At 71.4% G+C, this 15,810-nt stretch carries 11 protein-coding genes; 6 read left to right on the top strand and 5 right to left on the bottom strand.

From position 1 onward, the window contains the following. The first annotated feature begins 187 nt into the window (after window positions 1-187). Window positions 188-3,568: a S8 family peptidase gene (locus OG435_RS35055; protein WP_266886360.1), complete on the top strand. Its 3,381-nt coding sequence runs from the start codon at window positions 188-190 to the stop codon at window positions 3,566-3,568. Here the strand turns inward: OG435_RS35055 and OG435_RS35060 are convergent. After that, complete coding sequence (locus OG435_RS35060; protein WP_266883163.1) at window positions 3,553-4,611, bottom strand: GlxA family transcriptional regulator; 1,059 nt, start codon at window positions 4,609-4,611, stop codon at window positions 3,553-3,555. The two genes, OG435_RS35055 and OG435_RS35060, sit on opposite strands and share 16 nt — an antisense overlap. Before the next feature lie 70 nt (window positions 4,612-4,681). Here OG435_RS35060 and OG435_RS35065 point away from each other — a divergent pair, with 70 nt between their 5' ends. From OG435_RS35065 to OG435_RS35085, 5 genes are all read left to right on the top strand, one after another. After that, a complete protein-coding gene (locus OG435_RS35065) occupies window positions 4,682-6,034 on the top strand; it encodes an MFS transporter (RefSeq protein ID WP_266883165.1) in 1,353 nt (450 codons plus the stop codon). 644 nt (window positions 6,035-6,678) lie between these two features. Continuing rightward, window positions 6,679-7,170 (top strand): hypothetical protein, encoded by a 492-nt coding sequence (locus OG435_RS35070; RefSeq protein WP_266883167.1) that lies wholly within the window; start codon window positions 6,679-6,681, stop codon window positions 7,168-7,170. 502 nt (window positions 7,171-7,672) lie between these two features. Further along, window positions 7,673-8,875, top strand: a complete 1,203-nt coding sequence (locus tag OG435_RS35075) for an IS110 family transposase (RefSeq protein WP_266883169.1) — start codon at window positions 7,673-7,675, stop codon at window positions 8,873-8,875. 152 nt (window positions 8,876-9,027) lie between these two features. Next, window positions 9,028-11,973: a discoidin domain-containing protein gene (locus tag OG435_RS35080; RefSeq protein WP_266883171.1), complete on the top strand. Its 2,946-nt coding sequence runs from the start codon at window positions 9,028-9,030 to the stop codon at window positions 11,971-11,973. A 143-nt stretch (window positions 11,974-12,116) separates the two neighbouring features. Then, window positions 12,117-12,659, top strand: coding sequence for a DapH/DapD/GlmU-related protein (locus tag OG435_RS35085; protein ID WP_266883173.1), 543 nt, complete (start codon window positions 12,117-12,119; stop codon window positions 12,657-12,659). Window positions 12,660-12,711: 52 nt separating this feature from the next. Here OG435_RS35085 and OG435_RS35090 read toward each other — a convergent pair whose 3' ends face one another. The 4 genes from OG435_RS35090 to OG435_RS35105 form a co-directional block, all read right to left on the bottom strand. Next, on the bottom strand, window positions 12,712-13,815 hold the full coding sequence (locus tag OG435_RS35090; protein WP_266886362.1) for a hypothetical protein: 1,104 nt from the start codon (window positions 13,813-13,815) through the stop codon (window positions 12,712-12,714). Window positions 13,816-14,003: 188 nt separating this feature from the next. Continuing rightward, window positions 14,004-14,429 carry a hypothetical protein gene (locus OG435_RS35095; protein WP_266883175.1) on the bottom strand — a complete coding sequence of 142 codons (426 nt, stop codon included), beginning with the start codon at window positions 14,427-14,429 and terminating at the stop codon, window positions 14,004-14,006. Further along, window positions 14,426-14,749 (bottom strand): hypothetical protein, encoded by a 324-nt coding sequence (locus tag OG435_RS35100; RefSeq protein ID WP_266883177.1) that lies wholly within the window; start codon window positions 14,747-14,749, stop codon window positions 14,426-14,428. Before OG435_RS35100 ends, OG435_RS35095 begins: the two co-directional genes overlap by 4 nt. Continuing rightward, a complete protein-coding gene (locus OG435_RS35105; RefSeq protein ID WP_266883179.1) occupies window positions 14,746-15,804 on the bottom strand; it encodes a GTPase family protein in 1,059 nt (352 codons plus the stop codon). The genes OG435_RS35100 and OG435_RS35105 overlap by 4 nt, the downstream gene beginning before the upstream one ends. Between the last annotated feature and the right edge of the window lie 6 nt (window positions 15,805-15,810).

Genomic DNA, 15,810 nt, shown 5'->3' on the forward strand with positions numbered 1-15,810 from the left:
GCCCCATCCACCCCCGCCGCTCCCCCTGGTGGCGGGTGGGACACGGACGACCGGGCCCCGGCGATCGGCGTCACCACCACGTCACCACGACGTCAACGCACCCACCGCGTACGCCACGTACGCCACACGACGGGGCGTGCACCACGGCTCCGGCCACCGTGCACGCCGTCCAGGAGCACAGTTGTTCATACGGACCCACAGGGCTCGACGTGCCGCGGGGGCCCTCGCCCTCGCCACCGCCGTCGTCGCCCTCAGCACCGGGCTGACCGGCCCCGCGGGGGCGGCCTCCGCCGCCTCCCCCACGAGCACCACCCCTCCCGCCGGCGACACGGGCACCCCCGTGACCGTCACGCTGATCACCGGTGACCGGGTGACCGTGAACGGCAGCGGCGCCGTCCTGCGCTTCGAGCCCGCCAAGGGCCGTGAGCGCGTACCGGTCCAGATCGAACGCGCCGACGGCCGCACCCTGGTGCTGCCCGCCGATGCCCGGGCCCTGCTGGCCGACGGCAAGCTGGACCGGCGCCTCTTCGACGTCACCACGCTCGCCGACCCGACGCTGCGCGCGCTGCACCGCGGCGGACTCGGCCTGATCGTCCAGTACGAGGGTGACGCCGGGGCGGCGCGGGGCGAGCTGCGGTCCGCCGCCGGCAAGGGTGCGGGACGCACCCTCCGGACCGTCAACGCCGAGGCCGTCGAGGCCTCGCCCGCTGACGCCACGAAGGTCTGGGAGGCCCTGACGAACCCGACGACGCGCGGCGCACGGGCCGCCGACGCCGGCATCGGCAAGGTCTGGCTGGACGGCGTACGCCGGGCGAGCCTGGACAAGAGCACGAAGCAGATCGGCGCCGACCGGGCCTGGCAGGCCGGGTTCGACGGCAAGGGCGTGAAGATCGCCGTCCTGGACACCGGTGTCGACAAGACCCACGCGGACCTGAAGAGCCAGGTCGTCGGGGAGAAGAACTTCTCCGACTCCCCCGACGCCACGGACCGCGTCGGCCACGGCACCCACGTGGCCTCCATCGCGGCCGGAACCGGGGCCGCGTCCGGAGGAGCGCTCAAGGGCGTCGCGCCCGGCGCCAAGGTGATCAGCGGCAAGGTCCTCGACGACCAGGGCTACGGCAGTGATTCCGCGGTCATCGCGGGCATGGAGTGGGCCGTCGCCGAGGGTGCCGACGTCGTCAACCTCAGCCTCGGAAGCAGGGACTTCCCCGGAGTGGACCCGGTCGAGGCCGCCGTCGACCGGCTGTCCGCGGACAAGGGCGTCCTGTTCGCCATCGCCGCGGGCAACGACGGTCCCGGCGGGTCCACGATCGGTTCGCCCGGCAGCGCGGACGCCGCCCTGACCGTGGGCGCCGTCGACTCCAAGGACGCCCTCGCGGACTTCTCCAGCAGGGGCCCGCGGGTCGGCGACGGAGCGGTCAAGCCCGACCTCACCGCGCCCGGCGTCGGCATCAGCGCCGCGGCCGCCCCGGGAAGCAGCCTCGACACCGATCCCGCGGCCCAGCACCCCGCCCCTGGATACCTGAAGCTCAGCGGCACCTCCATGGCCACCCCGCACGTGGCCGGTGCGGCGGCCCTGCTGAAGCAGAAGAACCCCGGCTGGACCGGTGCCGAGCTCAAGGGCGCGCTGACCGCGTCCACGAAGGACGGCCTGAGCGGCGTCCAGCAGCAGGGCACCGGCCGCGTGCAGGTGGACAAGGCCCTCACCCAGACGGTGATCACCGAGCAGCCGTCGGTCTCCCTCGGCACGGCCCAGTGGCCGCACGCCGACGACAAGCCGCTCACCAAGAAGATCGCCTACCGCAACCTCGGTACCACCGCCGTCACCCTCGACCTCGCGGTGACCGGCACGGACTCCCACGGCAAGCCCGCCGCGGCCGGGTTCTTCGTGCTCGGCGCCGACAAGGTGACCGTGCCCGCAGGTGGCCGGGCCGAGGTGGCCCTGTCCGCCGACACCCGGCTCGGCGAGGTCGACGGCTCCTTCTCCGCCTACGTCACCGCCACCGGCGGCGGCCAGTCGGTGCGCTCGGGCGCGGCGGCCGTCCGTGAGGCCGAGGCGTACGACGTCACCGTCACGACGATCGACCGCGACGGCCGACCCGCCCGCGAGTTCTCCCACTCCCTGTTCGGAATCGGGGGCGCCGCCGACGGCATATGGGAGGGCGTCAGCAACGAGACCCGCTCCCGCACCCTGCGCCTGCCCAAGGGGACCTACGCCCTCCACGGCGCCGTGTACCAGGACGGCTCGGACCTCACCAAGGGCGTCGACTGGCTGGTCCAGCCTCGGCTGGAGGTCACCGGAACGACCAAGGTCAAGGTCGACGCGCGCACCGCGAAGCCGGTGGACATCACCGTTCCCGGTCTGGCCACGGCCGACTTCGCCCTGCCGTACTACCAGCAGAAGGTCGGCGAAGGCCACCTCGGCAACGGCTGGGTCCTCCCCAAGGGTTACACCGGGTTCCGCTCCGCCCACATGGGGCCGGCCGTGACCGACGGCTCGCTCACGCAGAGCTGGCTCGCGACCTTCATCAAGGCTCCGGCCTCCCAGTACAACGTCGCCCTCGGTGGTGTGACGAACCGTCTCGCCACCGGGTACAAGCGGCACCTGAAGGCGACGGAGCTGGCGAAGCTCTCCGTGGAGATGGGCGCGCCCGCCCCCGGCAAGTCCGGCTACGCCTACGCCGCCCCCACCCTGCCCGGCATGTCCCAGGGCGACTTCTACGGGGCCGTGCAGCCCGCTCCCGGCACCCGTACGCTCCTGCTCTCCGCCCTCGACGGTGCCACGTGGCGCAGCGGGTTCTGGCAGCTCGGCGCCCCGAACGCCGACGGCGACCAGCGCGTCGAGGCCGACCAGGCCTCCCTGGAGCCGAAGCGCTACAAGGCCGGCTCCTCGTACCGCGAGACCTTCAACACCGGGGTCTTCGGACCGGTCCTGGGCAAGGGCCTGGGCGTGTTCCGCAGCGCGCCCGACCCGGAGACTGGGAAGCAGACCATCACCGGCGCGGTGCCCCTGTTCGGCGACGACGCCGGCCACGCGGGCTCCTCGGCGGCCACCAAGACCGCCACCACCCTCTACCGCAACGGCGTCAAGGTCGCCGAGAACGAGGACCCGCTGAGCGGCTGGGAGCCCTTCACGGTCGACGGCGCCGACGCCAAGTACCGGCTGACCACCTCCGTCGAGCGGTTCGCGGACGTCTCTGCCGTCTCCACCCGCATCGACACCAGCTTCACCTTCCGCTCCCGCCAGGTCGCCGCCCACACCGCGCTCCCGGTCTCCACGGTGCGCTTCGACGCTCCGCTCGACATCGCCTCCCGCGCTCCGGCGGGCAAGGTCACCCGAATCCCCGTGACCGTGCAGGGCGCGGCCTCCGGGAAGAACCTCAAGGCGCTGACGGTCTCCGTGAGCCTCGACGGCGGCACCACCTGGAAGCGCGTCACGGTCACCGACGGCGCGGTCTCCGTCCGGAACCCCGCCAAGAACCAGGGGATCTCCTTCCGGGCCAAGGTCACCGACAAGCAGGGCAACGTCTCCGAGGTCACGATCATCAACGCCTACCTGGGCAAGTGATCCCGCTCCCTCTCCCCCGCCCCCCTGCCCGCCACCTCGTGTGGCGGGCAGGGGGGCTCCTTCGCGTCCGCCCGGAAGGCTCGCCGGTAGGCGGCGGGCGTGGTGCGCAGGGCCTCGTGGAAGCGTCGGCGCAGGTTGACGGCCGAGGAGAGGCCGACCCGGTGCGCGATGGTCTCCACGGGCAGGTCGGTCTCCTCCAGCAGGGCCCGGGTGGCGGCGATCCGCCGGTCCAGCAGCCAGCGTCCGGGGCTGATCCCCAACTGGTCGGTGAAGCGCCGGGTCAGCGTGCGGGCCGAGACCTGGGCGCGGACCGCCATCTCGGCGACGCTGACCGGCTGGTCGAGCCTGCCGGTCAGCCATTCCAGCAGCGGGGCCAGTGAGTCCGCGACCGGTCCGGAGGTGGGCAGCTCGGCGTACTGCAGCTGGCAGCCCTCGCGGTGCGGGGGCATCACCATCCGGCGGGCGATCCGCATGGCGTACGCGGCGCCCTGGTCGGTGCGTACCAGGTGCAGGCAGAGGTCGACGCCGGCGGCCGACCCTGCGCTGGTCGCGACGTCGCCGTGGTCCACGTACAGCACGGCGGGGTCGACCCGGACCCGCGGGAACCGGTCGGCCAGTTCTGATGCCTGCGCCCAGTGGGTGGCGGCCCGCCGATCGTCCAGCAGTCCGGCGGCAGCGAGCACGAAGGCCCCCGAGCAGATGCCGACGATCCTCGCGCCGCGGCCGTGTGCCCGCTGGATCGCCGCGATCAGCGTGGTCGACACCTCGGTGCCGGCGGGCTGTTGCCAGCCCGGGATCAGTATGGTGTCCGCGCGCTCCAAGGCGTCGAGGCCCGCCGTGACCAGGAGGTCGTACCCGGCCTGGGTCCGTACCGGGCCGGGGTGCTCCGTACAGACCTCGAAGGCGTAGCGGGCGGGGATGGCCGGGCTGTGGTCGGCGAACACCTCGGTCGCGCAGGCCAGCGGGAAGGTCGACTGCGGGGGCTGCAGCACGGCCACGACCCGGTGGAGCGCCGGGGACTTCGGCGGCGTACGAGACGTCATGGCGCGAAAGTACCCCATCGTGTCGTTCGGGACACTGGAGTGAGGGATTGGTCTAGTCCAGCATCGATGTGTGACGACCGCACAGACTCAGACGCCGACACAGACGCCGACACGGACACAGACAGCGGGGACCGGTCCGCCGACCGCCAAGCCCTCCTTGTGGGACCGCCGGTTCACGCTCTACTTCACCGCCCGCGCGGTCTCGTTGGTCGGTGACGCGATGATGCCGGTGGCCGCCGCGCTCGCGGTCGGCCCGCTGTACGGGATCTCCGGGGTCGGCCTGGTGCTCGGCACCTGGACCGGGACGTTCGTGCTCCTGGTCCTGTTCGGCGGGGTGTTCGCCGACCGGGTGGGGGCGCGCCGGATGATGGTGGGAGCGGACCTCGTCCGGGTGGTCACCCAGGGCGTGCTGGCTGCCGCCTTCTTCGCCGGGACGCCGCCGTTCTGGCTACTGGTGACCATGGCGGCAGTGGCCGGCGCGGCCGTCGCGATGTTCCAGCCCGGCGTCAACGGCATGGTTCCGCTGGTCGCACGGGAACCGCAGCGGGCCAACGCCACGCTCAAGGTGGCCGACGCGCTCGCCCAACTGCTCGGCCCGGCCCTGGCGGGACTCCTGATCGTGCTGACCGGCGCCGGAACCGTCTACGCGATCGACGCCGGCACCTTCGTGCTCAGTGCCCTGTGCTTGGGGCTCATCCGCCTCTCCCCCGCCGCCGCGTCCCCGGAAGCCCCGGCCGACACCGACTCGACCTCCGTCTCCGCCTCCGTCTCTGCCTCCGCCGAGCCGAGTTCACTCCGTCGCGACCTGCGCCAGGGCTGGCGGGAGTTCCGCTCCCGCACCTGGATGTGGGCGGTGATCCTGATCTGGGTGGCGTACGGCGTACTGCTCTTCGGCCCGATGGTGCCGCTGAGTTCAGCGGTGATCGGAGCCCGGCTGGGCCCGAACGCGTATGGCCTGGCCGTCTCCTCCCTCGGTGTCGGAACGGTGCTCGGCGGCTTGCTCGCCCTGCGACTGCGTCCGGCCCGGCCGCTGGCCGCCGGCGCGCTGGCCATGGTGTTGTTCGCGGTGCTGCCGCTGTGCGTGGCACTGGGCGCCGGACTTCCGGTGCTGCTGGCGGGCCACGTCATCGGCGGTGGCGCCTGGGCGTTCTGGTCGGTGATGTGGGCGACCAGCGTGCAGACCCATACGCCGCCGGATGTTCTCAACCGGGTCACCGCGTACGAGCTGGCCGGCTCGGTGTCCGGCATCGCGCTCGGCCAGATCCTGGCGGGCCCGGCCACCCGACTGGCCTCCCCGACCACACTGCTGCTGGTCTCGGCCGGCACCTGCCTGGCCGGCTGCGCGGCCCTGCTGTCGATCCCGGCCATCCGCACCCTGCACCGCATCGCTCGCACCGAAAGTACGGAACCGTCCGATCGGTAGGCTCTCGGAGCCGAGAGAAGCGCCGCCGGCACCGCCGCCTTCGGAATCGAGCCCCACAACGTGCTGCCTGCGGCCTGTCGAGCGTTTCTCACCGCACTCGGGGGCCGCGGCTCCGGTCCCTTCTACGGTCTTCTTCCGCTGCACGGGTGCAGGCTGTTCACGATGAACCGGCAGCCGGCGGACGGCAGCCCGCGGGGTTCACTCACGTGGACTGCTCGGACGCCATGCGGGGTGACCGGTCCCCTTGCCGGCCGCCTGGTCACCGGCAACGTGGACGGTCGCCGACCCCCGAACGTCCCCTCGACCCGGGACTTCCTCAGCTGGTGCGAGCGTTAGCTCAACCCCGTGCGGGGCGCCCGGGACAACTCCGCGCTGGGCCCGTCCTCCCCGGCGATCGCCGCCAGCGCGCCATGGGGTTCCCGGGCCCGGGCCCTGAGCATCCATGCCATCGGTCCGCAGGACGAAGGCGACCTGGGTCAACGGGGAAGGCGGGCCGGAGCGGCTTCGGCCAGGCCAGGCCGTCCGTCCAGGGCGGCAAGGGAGCCGCCTCGCCTCGTCGGGCGGGGGGGGGCGGTGCCCCCGGCGGCGGTGGTTCGGGGGTGGTCGATAGGCTATGGCGTCCTCGAACAGACCGACCGGAGAGCATGATGGACCTCGTCCTCGACCCGCCGAACGGTGTGCACCCCCTGCGTTTCGGCATGGCCTTCGGCGAGGCGATGGCCGCCGTGGGCCCGTGGGGCGAACCGCGGGTGATCGGGCCGCGCCCGGGCCGCCCCGAGCGGCGGGCGGTGGGCTCCTTCGACGGGGTGGGCTACACCGCGTACTTCGACGGGGACGGGTGCCTCAGTGCGGTCGAGCTGTGGTGGCCGGGCCAGGGGAAGGCCACGGCCACGCGGGTTGTGTTCGACGGCCACGACGTGTTCGCCGACCCCGCCGAGGACGTCCTCCGCCGGGTGCGCGAGCGCGGCTGGGCCGTGGCGGCCCCGGACGCCGAGAGCCTGGTCGTGCCCGGCGTCTCGCTCGGCTTCACCCGCCGCACCTCGCAGGAGGTCCGCCGCGATGCCGCCGGGCTCCCGCTCTCCTTCACGTCCGTGCTCGTCGCAGGCGCCGACTACTACGCCTTCCTCGACGCCTGAAGGCGAAGGAACCGGCCTGCCTCGTGAGGCGAGTGGCAGCTCGGACGTGCGACCTCACTGCCCCGGCCCGATCGAGATCGAAGCCGGCGACGCTTCGCCGACGGAAGCGCGACCGCGTTCCGGCGTCCGCCCGTCGCACGCGACCGTACGGTGAGCCGCCCATCGACCGCTCCTGAACCGGCGCACCGGGCTTGGACCTTCTCCGAGACCGTCGGGACTTCGACGGTCGGTGTCAGTCATGACCGGCAGCTGGATATCCCCCCCCCATTACCGTTTTGGTTGCCCCGCAATGGGGCGCCCGGCCTCCGGAGTTGGCATGACTTTCTCCCCCTGTCGATCGCATGTCTTGGGGGGTGGTGTCACCAGCTCCGGAGGCATCGACAGACCGCTGATTAGGGGCATGACCACCGGCCTTTCTGCAGGTCGGGAGGCTCTTCGTAATGTGGATGTGGCGATCGGTGCCGTGGGACGGTCGGGCGAAGAGGACGACCGGAGGACGCACGTGATCGACATCAGCGGCATCGGTGCTTTCCTCGGCCTGGACGTCGGCAAGGGCGAACACCACGCCACCGCCGTCACCCCAGCCGGGAAGAAGGCCTTCGACAAACGGCTGCCCAACAGCGAGCCCAAGCTCCGCGAGGTCTTCGGAAAACTGCAGGCCAAGCACGGGACCGTGCTGGTGGTCGCGGACCAGCCGGCCTCGATCGGTGCTCTGCCGCTGGCGGTGGCCCGTGACATGGGCTGCCCGGTGGCCTATCTGCCAGGGCTGACGATGAGGCGGATCGCCGATCTCTATCCGGGCGAGGCCAAGACCGATGCCCGCGACGCGTTCGTCATCGCGGACGCGGCCCGCGTCATGCCGCACACGCTCCGTTCGGTCGACCTCGAGGAAGAGACCATCGCCGAGCTGGAGATGATCGTCGGCTTCGACGACGACCTCGCCGGTGAGGCAACCCGGATCAGCAACCGCCTCCGCGGCCTTCTCACGCAGATCCACCCGTCTCTCGAACGGGTCCTGGGCCCGCGAGTGCAGCACCCGGCCGTGCTCAAGCTCCTCGACCAGTTCGGCTCCCCGGCCCAGATCCGCAAGGCCGGACGCCGTCGCCTCGTCACGTTGATACGTCCCAAGGCGCCGCGGATGGCCGAACGCCTCGTCGAGGACATCTTCACCGCGCTGGACGAGCAGAGCGTCGTCGTCCCGGGCACCGACGCGGCCGCACTGATCGTCCCCAGCCTCGCCAACTCACTCCAGGCAGTCCTTGACCAGCGAAAACTCCTCGCCGCCCGGATCGAGGAACTGCTGGAGGGCCACCCTCTTTCCAAGGTCCTGACGTCCATGCCGGGGATCGGCGTCAGGACCGGAGCCCGCATCCTCATCGACGTCGGCGACGGATCCAGTTTCCCCTCCGCCGCCCACCTCGCCGCCTACGCTGGCCTCGCCCCAACGACCCGCAGCTCCGGCTCGTCAATCCGCGGCGAACAGCCGTCCCGGAGAGGAAACAAGCAGCTCAAACGAGCCTTCTTCCTCTCCGCCTTCGCCGCTCTGGCCGACCCCGCGTCCCGGGCCTACTACGACAAGAAGATCGCCCAGGGCAAGCACCACACCCAAGCACTGCTCTGCCTCGCCAGACGACGAGCCGACGTCCTCTTCGCCATGCTCCGAGACGGCACCTTCTACGAACCCCAACCCGCCCCATCACCTTGACCAAACCCATAGGGGCCCCCCGGAGAGGCGGATATTGCGAGACCACGTCTGTTTTTTGCGCAGGATCATAGACTTCCTCCATGCGGAGTCGTAGCGTCCCGGGTTGAGCCACTCCCGCTCCCGCCGATCGAGCCGCAAGGACGTGCGTGCCCGTGCCCCAGCCCCCACAGAGCAGTCCCCCTACGCCCGAGCAAGTCCGCTCCCTCAGACGGCGGGCCAGCGCCGTCTTCCTGGCCCTCTCCCTGACCGGGACCGCCGCCCTCACCGCCCTGACCTTCGGCGCCGCCCCCGCCGCGCACGCCGCCGGGGTGCCCGCGCCCTCCCCGATCGGCATAGCCGGGCGGGGTGCGAGCGTGCCGTTCACGGAACTGGAGGCCGAGTACGCGGCCACCAACGGCGCGCTCGTCGGCCCCGACCGGCTCTACGGGAACCTCCCGTCGGAGGCGTCCGGCCGGCAGGCCGTGACACTGAACGCCGTCGGCCAGTACGTCGAGTTCACTCTGACGAAGCCCGCCAACGCGATGTCCCTGCGCTACAGCCTCCCGGACACCGGCGACGGGAAGGGGCGCGACGCGACGCTGGACGTACGGGCGAACGGCCAGTCGGTGAAGACCCTCCCCGTCACCTCCAAGTACAGCTGGTACTACGGCGGTTATCCCTTCAACAACAACCCGGGCGACACCAACCCGCACCACTTCTACGACGAGTCCCGCACGCTGCTGGGCTCCATCTACCCCGCGGGCACCAAGATCCGCGTGCAGGTCACCTCGACCGCGCAGTCACCCACCTTCACCATCGACCTCGCCGACTTCGAGCAGGTCGCCCCCGCGACCGGCAAGCCGGCCGGGGCGCTCGACGCCGTCGCCGACTTCGGCGCGGACCCGACCGGCGCCACCGATTCCACGGCCCGCATGCAGGCCGCCGTGGACGCGGGGCAGGCGCAGGGCAAGACGGTCTACGTCCCGCCGGGCAACTACACCCTCTACGACCACGTCGTCGTCGACGGAGTCACGGTCCAGGGCGCGGGCCCCTGGTACTCCGTCTTCGGCGGGCGCGACCCGGTGAACCGCAACCGCGCCGCCGGCTTCTACGGAAAGTACGTCCCCGGCGGCGGCTACACGGGTCCCGTCAGGTCGCACGAGGCGAACGGGCCCAGCAAGAACGTCACCCTCAAGGACTTCGCGATCATCGGCGACATCCGCGAGCGGATCGACGACGACCAGGTCAACGCCCTGGGCGGCGCGATGTCCACCTCCACGGTGGACAACCTCTGGATCCAGCACGTAAAGGTCGCCGCCTGGATGGACGGCCCGATGGACCGCTTCACCATCCAGAACAGCCGCTTCCTCGACATGACGGCAGACGGCGTGAATTTCCACACGGGTGTCACGAATTCTCGCGTCACGAATACTTTTGTGCGCAACGCGGGTGACGACGGTCTGGCCTCCTGGCCCCAGGACAAGCCGAACACCAACATCAGCTTCGACCACAACACGGTCGTCCTGCCGATCCTCGCCAACAACATCGTCACGTACGGCGGCAAGGACTTCACCATCTCGGACAACGTCATGTCCGACACCATCAGCAACGGCGGCGGCCTGCACATCGCCAATCGCTATCCGGGGGTCAATTCCGGCAAGGGCACCGCGGTGGCCGGCACCATCACCGCCGCGCGCAACACGCTCATCCGCACCGGCAACAGCGACTTCAACTGGAACTTCGGGGTCGGCGCGATCTGGTTCTCCGGCCTGAACGAGGCCGTCCAGGGCGCCAGCATCAAGATCTCCGACACCGACATCCTGGACTCCTCCTACGCGGCGATCCACTCGATCGAAGGCCCGATCAGCGGGGTGGAGTTCTCAGACGTCAACATCGACGGGGCCGGGACCTACGCCATCCAGGCGCAGTCCAACCTCGCCGCGAAGTTCACCCGTGTCACCGCCAAGAACATCGCCCAGTCGGCGACCCCGATCCACAACTGCATCGGTGCGGGCCTCCAGATCACCGATGGCGGCGGCAACTCCGGCTGGAACACCGGGCAGACGTGCTCCGGGCTGTGGCCCGCGCCGGTGTGGACCAACGGCGGTGTTCCCAGCAACCCGACCACGCCTCCCACCACTCCCCCGACGACCCCGCCCACGACACCCCCCACCACGCCGCCGACGACCCCGCCGACGACTCCTCCCACCACCCCGCCGAACGGCAACCTCGCCCAGGGCAGGCCGGCCACCGCCTCGTCGGCCGTCCAGTCGTACGCGGCGTCGAACGCCGTCGACGGGAACGCCTCCACCTACTGGGAGAGCAACGGAAACTCCTTCCCGCAGACCCTGACGGTGGATCTCGGCGACACCAAGCGCATCGGCAAGGTCACCCTCAAGCTCCCGCCCTCCTCCGACTGGGCCACCCGGACCGAAAACCTCGCGGTGCTCGGATCCACCGACAACTCCGCCTGGTCCACGCTGCGTGCCGCCGCGGGCGTCACCTTCAACCCCGCCTCCGGCAACAGTGCGACGCTCACCCTGGACCCGGCCGACGTCCGCTACGTACGGCTGAACGTCACCGGCAACACCGGCTGGGCGGCGGGACAGATCTCGGAGTTCGAGGTCTACGCGGCGGCCGACGGCACCCCGACGACCCCGCCGACCACTCCCCCTCCGACCACTCCGCCGCCGACCACTCCGCCGGCCGGCACCAACCTCGCCCAGGGCAAGAGCGCGACCGACACGACCCACACCCAGGGTTACGTGGCCGCCAACGTCACCGACGGGAACGCCGGCAGCTACTGGGAGAGCAACAACAACGCCTTCCCCCAGTCGCTCACCGTCGACCTCGGTGCCACCCAGACCGTCGGCCGCCTGGTGCTGAAGCTCCCCGCGGCCTGGGGCACGCGCAGCCAGACCCTGTCGGTGCTCGGATCCACCGACAACGCGGCATGGTCGACGCTGAAGGCCTCCGCCGCCTACACCTTCACCGAAGGATCCAACACGGTCACCCTCACGCTTCCCTCGTCCGGCGTACGCCACCTGCGCCTGACCTTCACCGGCAACACCGGCTGGCCCGCGGGCCAGCTGTCGGAACTGGAGGCGTACACCTCGTAGCGCGTCCGCGCACCGACGGCCGGCCCGGGCTCCCCCCGGGCCGGCCGTCGGCGGGGCAGCACAGGACCGGACGGCCGGACGGCCAGTCGGCTGGACGGCCGGTCGGTCTTGCCGGTCGCCGCCGCATCCGAAAGGATCACGGCATGTCCAGCGACCGTCTCATGCGTATCCACAGCGCCGAGTTCCAGGCCATGGCCGAAAGGGTCCTGCGGGTCACCGAGCTGACCTCGCGCCTGAACGTCCTGCCTTTCGAGGACGAAGAGGGCAAGGCGCGGCTGTTCGAACAGATCCTCGGCAAGCCGCTGCCGCCGCGGGTCACGATCTATCCGCCCTTCTTCACGGACCACGGCCTGCGCCTCGAGCTCGCGGAGCGCGTGTTCATCAACCAGAACTGCACGTTCCTGGACTACGCCGGCATCCGGCTCGCCGCGCGGGTCATGGTCGGTCCGAAGGTCACGTTCATCACCAGCGGACACCCGGTCGATCCCGAGGAGCGGCGCCTGTACCTCACCGGCGCGCCCATCGACGTGGCGGAGAACGTATGGATCGGTGCCGGTGCCACGATCCTTCCCGGCGTCACCATCGGCCGTGACGCCGTGATCGCCGCCGGCGCGGTCGTGGCCGATGACGTTCCGCCGGCGAGCCTGGTGACCGGCGGCAAGGCAACGGTGAACCGACGCTGGTGACGTCTCCGCCCCGGATCGAGCTGGTCGCGGGGAAGCTCGGGTGCAGCGCCCGCTAGGACCGCGTCGCCGTCCCGCACTCGTCCACGGAGGACTCGCTCCGCGTGACCGGTGCGCTGCGGTCATACGGGTCCATCTCCGTGCCCGGCTCGGTCGCTCGGCGGTCCGTGCCGAAGGGCGGGGTCAGGTACCCGGTGGGGGCGCCGCAGCCGGCGTTGGTCATGTTGTATTTGTACGAGACGACCGAGAAGGTGCCGGCCTCGGTGAGCACCTTGTCAGGGTCGTCCCAGCTCAGGACCAGCTCCCGCCGGACGATCGTACGCTCGATCTCGTGGTCCTCGCCGCCCCCGCCCGCGCGGGTCACCGGGTAGACGAAGGTGACGTCGGCGGTGACCTGGAGCCCGCCGTGCTCGCCCTCCTGGTAGGCGAGCCGGCCCCGGGTCTTCACGACGTCGCCGACCAGCTGGGTGTGGGAGGGCCGGAAGCGGCTGAAGAGGAGGAGGGGGTCGTTCTTCTCGCCCGGGCTGGTGAAGGCGTGTGCCAGAAGGTCCTGGACGTCCTTCTGGTGCGGGTTGATCAGTGCGATCGCCTTCGCGGGGCGCTCGCCCCGCAGCACCCCGGGGTCCAGGTTGGACGTGACGAGGAAGTCCAGGCTCCGCCCCAGGGCCTGCTCGACCTCGGCGGCACTCATCCGGCCGACAGGGGCGGCCTGCGGCACGGTGATCCCGGCCGCTCCGCTCGCCCAGCTCTCAGCCGGCGAACCGCGGAACGGCTCGTCCCTGGTGGGGCGTTGCGCGGATGACGACGGGGGGCCCTGCGTCGGGCGGGCCGTTTCTCCCGCCAGCGGTGCGGAGCCGGAGCCTCCGCCGGCGAACAGGTCCAGGACCCGCTCCGGCGCGAGGGCCACCAGCAGCAGGACGATCGAGAGCAGAAACCCCGCCACGTACCAGCCCGTACGCCGTTTGGGCCGTGCGGGCGTGTAGGTGCGCCAGCCCGCCGGGCCGGCCGCGGGTTCCGAGCGCAGCCGCTTCGCCACGGCTCGTGCCCGCGCCGACGGTTCCTTGGGGGCGTCGACGGCACCGGCCACCGACTCCCGCAGGAACCGCTCCCACTCCTCGTCGGATCTGGAAGAACCGTCCGGCTCCGTGCCCGCGCCCATCCCCATGCCCCCGTGATCAGTCGTCAGTAGTCGATCGTCAGTCGTTGGACGTGGTCCGTTCCCCGACTCACGTTCGAATCATGGCATGGGCCTGCCGAGCTGGATCCCCTGGCCCCGGAACGCCCGGGGACCCGGCGTCCGTTCCCCGATGGGCAAGGGTCGGGGCCGTGTCCGGGTCCGCGGACGGTTCAGAGCAGGGTCCGCACGATGCTCCCCACGACGCGTCCCGCCGCCGCTCCGAGCGCGCCCGCCAGCGCGTCGGTGAGGCGCCCGAGCCACGAGCGGAAGGACGCCTCGCCCGCCCGGCGGATCTCGGCGAGGTCGCGGCCCTGCTGGACCAGGATCTCGACCAGCAGGGATGCGACCCGGATGATCTCCCGCAGGGCGGCGTCCATTTCGGCCGCCTCGAAGCGACGCCCGCAGCCGCAGTGGAACCGCGTCTCCCACACGCTCCAGGTCCCCCGGCAGGCCGCGCACCGTACCCGCGCCGCGTTCGGGTCGACGTCCAGCGTCCCGCCGTCCCGGCCCCCGGCGGGGCAGTCCCGGTGCCTGCTCGCACTCCACGCGCGGGAGCAGGCCGGACAGGCGGGGAAGGGGAACTCCACCCACGTCATCTGCGTGCCCCTCGCGGCCGATTGCCGGGCGGCGGTACCTTGCGCGCCCTGCGGTAGCCGTCGTGATAGGCGTCGGCGAAGGTGTGGCCCGCGCGCCGCGCGATCGAGCCCACGTCGTCGAGGAACGCGTGCACCCGTGCCAGGGAGAGCCCCAGGGCCGCCGAGAGGCGCTGAGCCACGCTGTCGACCCACAGGCGGAAAGAGACGTCCGAGAGCCGGACGATCTCGCTCATGTTCTCCTCGTCCTCCCTCATGGCGGCCCACACGCGGTCGAGCAGTTCGTCGACGTCCACCTCGACGCCCGCGGGTTCCGTGTTCATCGGCCGCTCTCCAGCTCCACGCGCCGCGTGAACTCCAGGAACAGGGCCCGGTCCTGGCAGAGCGCGCGCCACTTCTCCTCCGGCAGCGCCGCGAACGCCTCGGAGAGGCGGGCGGCGGGTGCGGGTACGGGTGCGGGTACGGGTACGGGTACGGGTACGGCAGCATGGCGGGGCCCGGTGTCGACCGCGGCGGCCCGAGCCTCCTGCGCGGCCTGCGCCGCCTCGAATGCGGCCTGGGGCCGGACTTCGGCGAGCATGCGGGCCGAGGCGGCCTTCAACAGCTTCCGGTCCACCTTGGCCGTGAAGTCCGCCAGGTCCATCCGCTGCTCCAGCACCCAGCGCCGCTGCTGCGGGACCGCCCGCATCATCTCCTTGAACAGCGCCGTCAGGTTGTAGTGCTGGCGTGCCGAGTAGGTCACCGCGCCGCCCTGCCAGCCGGGCAGGACCCGGACGATCTTCTGGGTGAAGTCGGCGGCCCGCTCCCGCAGGACCTCCAACTGGCGGGCGGACGGCAGGTTGGCGCTCCGGTTCCAGTCGTGCGGATCGACCTCGTCGGCCTTGTTCAGGGCCAGTACGAGCCGCTCGGACAGGTCCGGTGCGCCCTGGTCGAGGAGTTCCAGGAGCGCCTGCTGGACGAGTTGGACGCTGCGGTCCTCGGCCGGGTGGACCCAGACGATCGCGTCGGCCGTCGGCAGGACGCGTAGATAAAGGTCCAGGTACCGGCGGTAGTTGGCCACGTCGTCGCCGATGCCCGGCATGTCGACCACCTCCAGCAGGCCGCGCCGTCCGCTGATCTCCTCGACCTGGATGGCGTAGGCGTGGTCGGTGGTCGCCCTGGTGTGTCCGACCGGCTGGCCCGCGTTGAAGAGGGCGTTGACGGTGGTCGACTTGCCGACGCCGGATTCCCCGATGAGGACCAGGCGGGGCGGGCGCTCCCCGTCGAGGGCCGCGTCGTACCCCCGCAGCAGCGCCTCCTGTTCGGCCGGGGTGAGGGCGTCGGACCTGCCCGATGCCGCTTTCAGTTCCTTGCGGAAGGTGTGGACGAGCCTCTTCACGGTGTC

Origin of the sequence: Streptomyces sp. NBC_01264, from assembly GCF_026340675.1 — a bacterium.
In the GTDB taxonomy this organism is placed as follows: domain Bacteria; phylum Actinomycetota; class Actinomycetes; order Streptomycetales; family Streptomycetaceae; genus Streptomyces.

What these genes read in the sequence shown, in the direction of transcription:
- OG435_RS35060 (WP_266883163.1), bottom strand. Translation starts at nt 4,611, where the DNA reads ATGACGTCTCGTACGCCGCCGAAGTCCCCGGCGCTCCACCGGGTCGTG.
- OG435_RS35070 (WP_266883167.1), top strand. Translation starts at nt 6,679, where the DNA reads ATGATGGACCTCGTCCTCGACCCGCCGAACGGTGTGCACCCCCTGCGT.
- OG435_RS35085 (WP_266883173.1), top strand. Translation starts at nt 12,117, where the DNA reads ATGTCCAGCGACCGTCTCATGCGTATCCACAGCGCCGAGTTCCAGGCC.
- OG435_RS35090 (WP_266886362.1), bottom strand. Translation starts at nt 13,815, where the DNA reads ATGGGCGCGGGCACGGAGCCGGACGGTTCTTCCAGATCCGACGAGGAG.
- OG435_RS35095 (WP_266883175.1), bottom strand. Translation starts at nt 14,429, where the DNA reads ATGACGTGGGTGGAGTTCCCCTTCCCCGCCTGTCCGGCCTGCTCCCGC.
- OG435_RS35100 (WP_266883177.1), bottom strand. Translation starts at nt 14,749, where the DNA reads ATGAACACGGAACCCGCGGGCGTCGAGGTGGACGTCGACGAACTGCTC.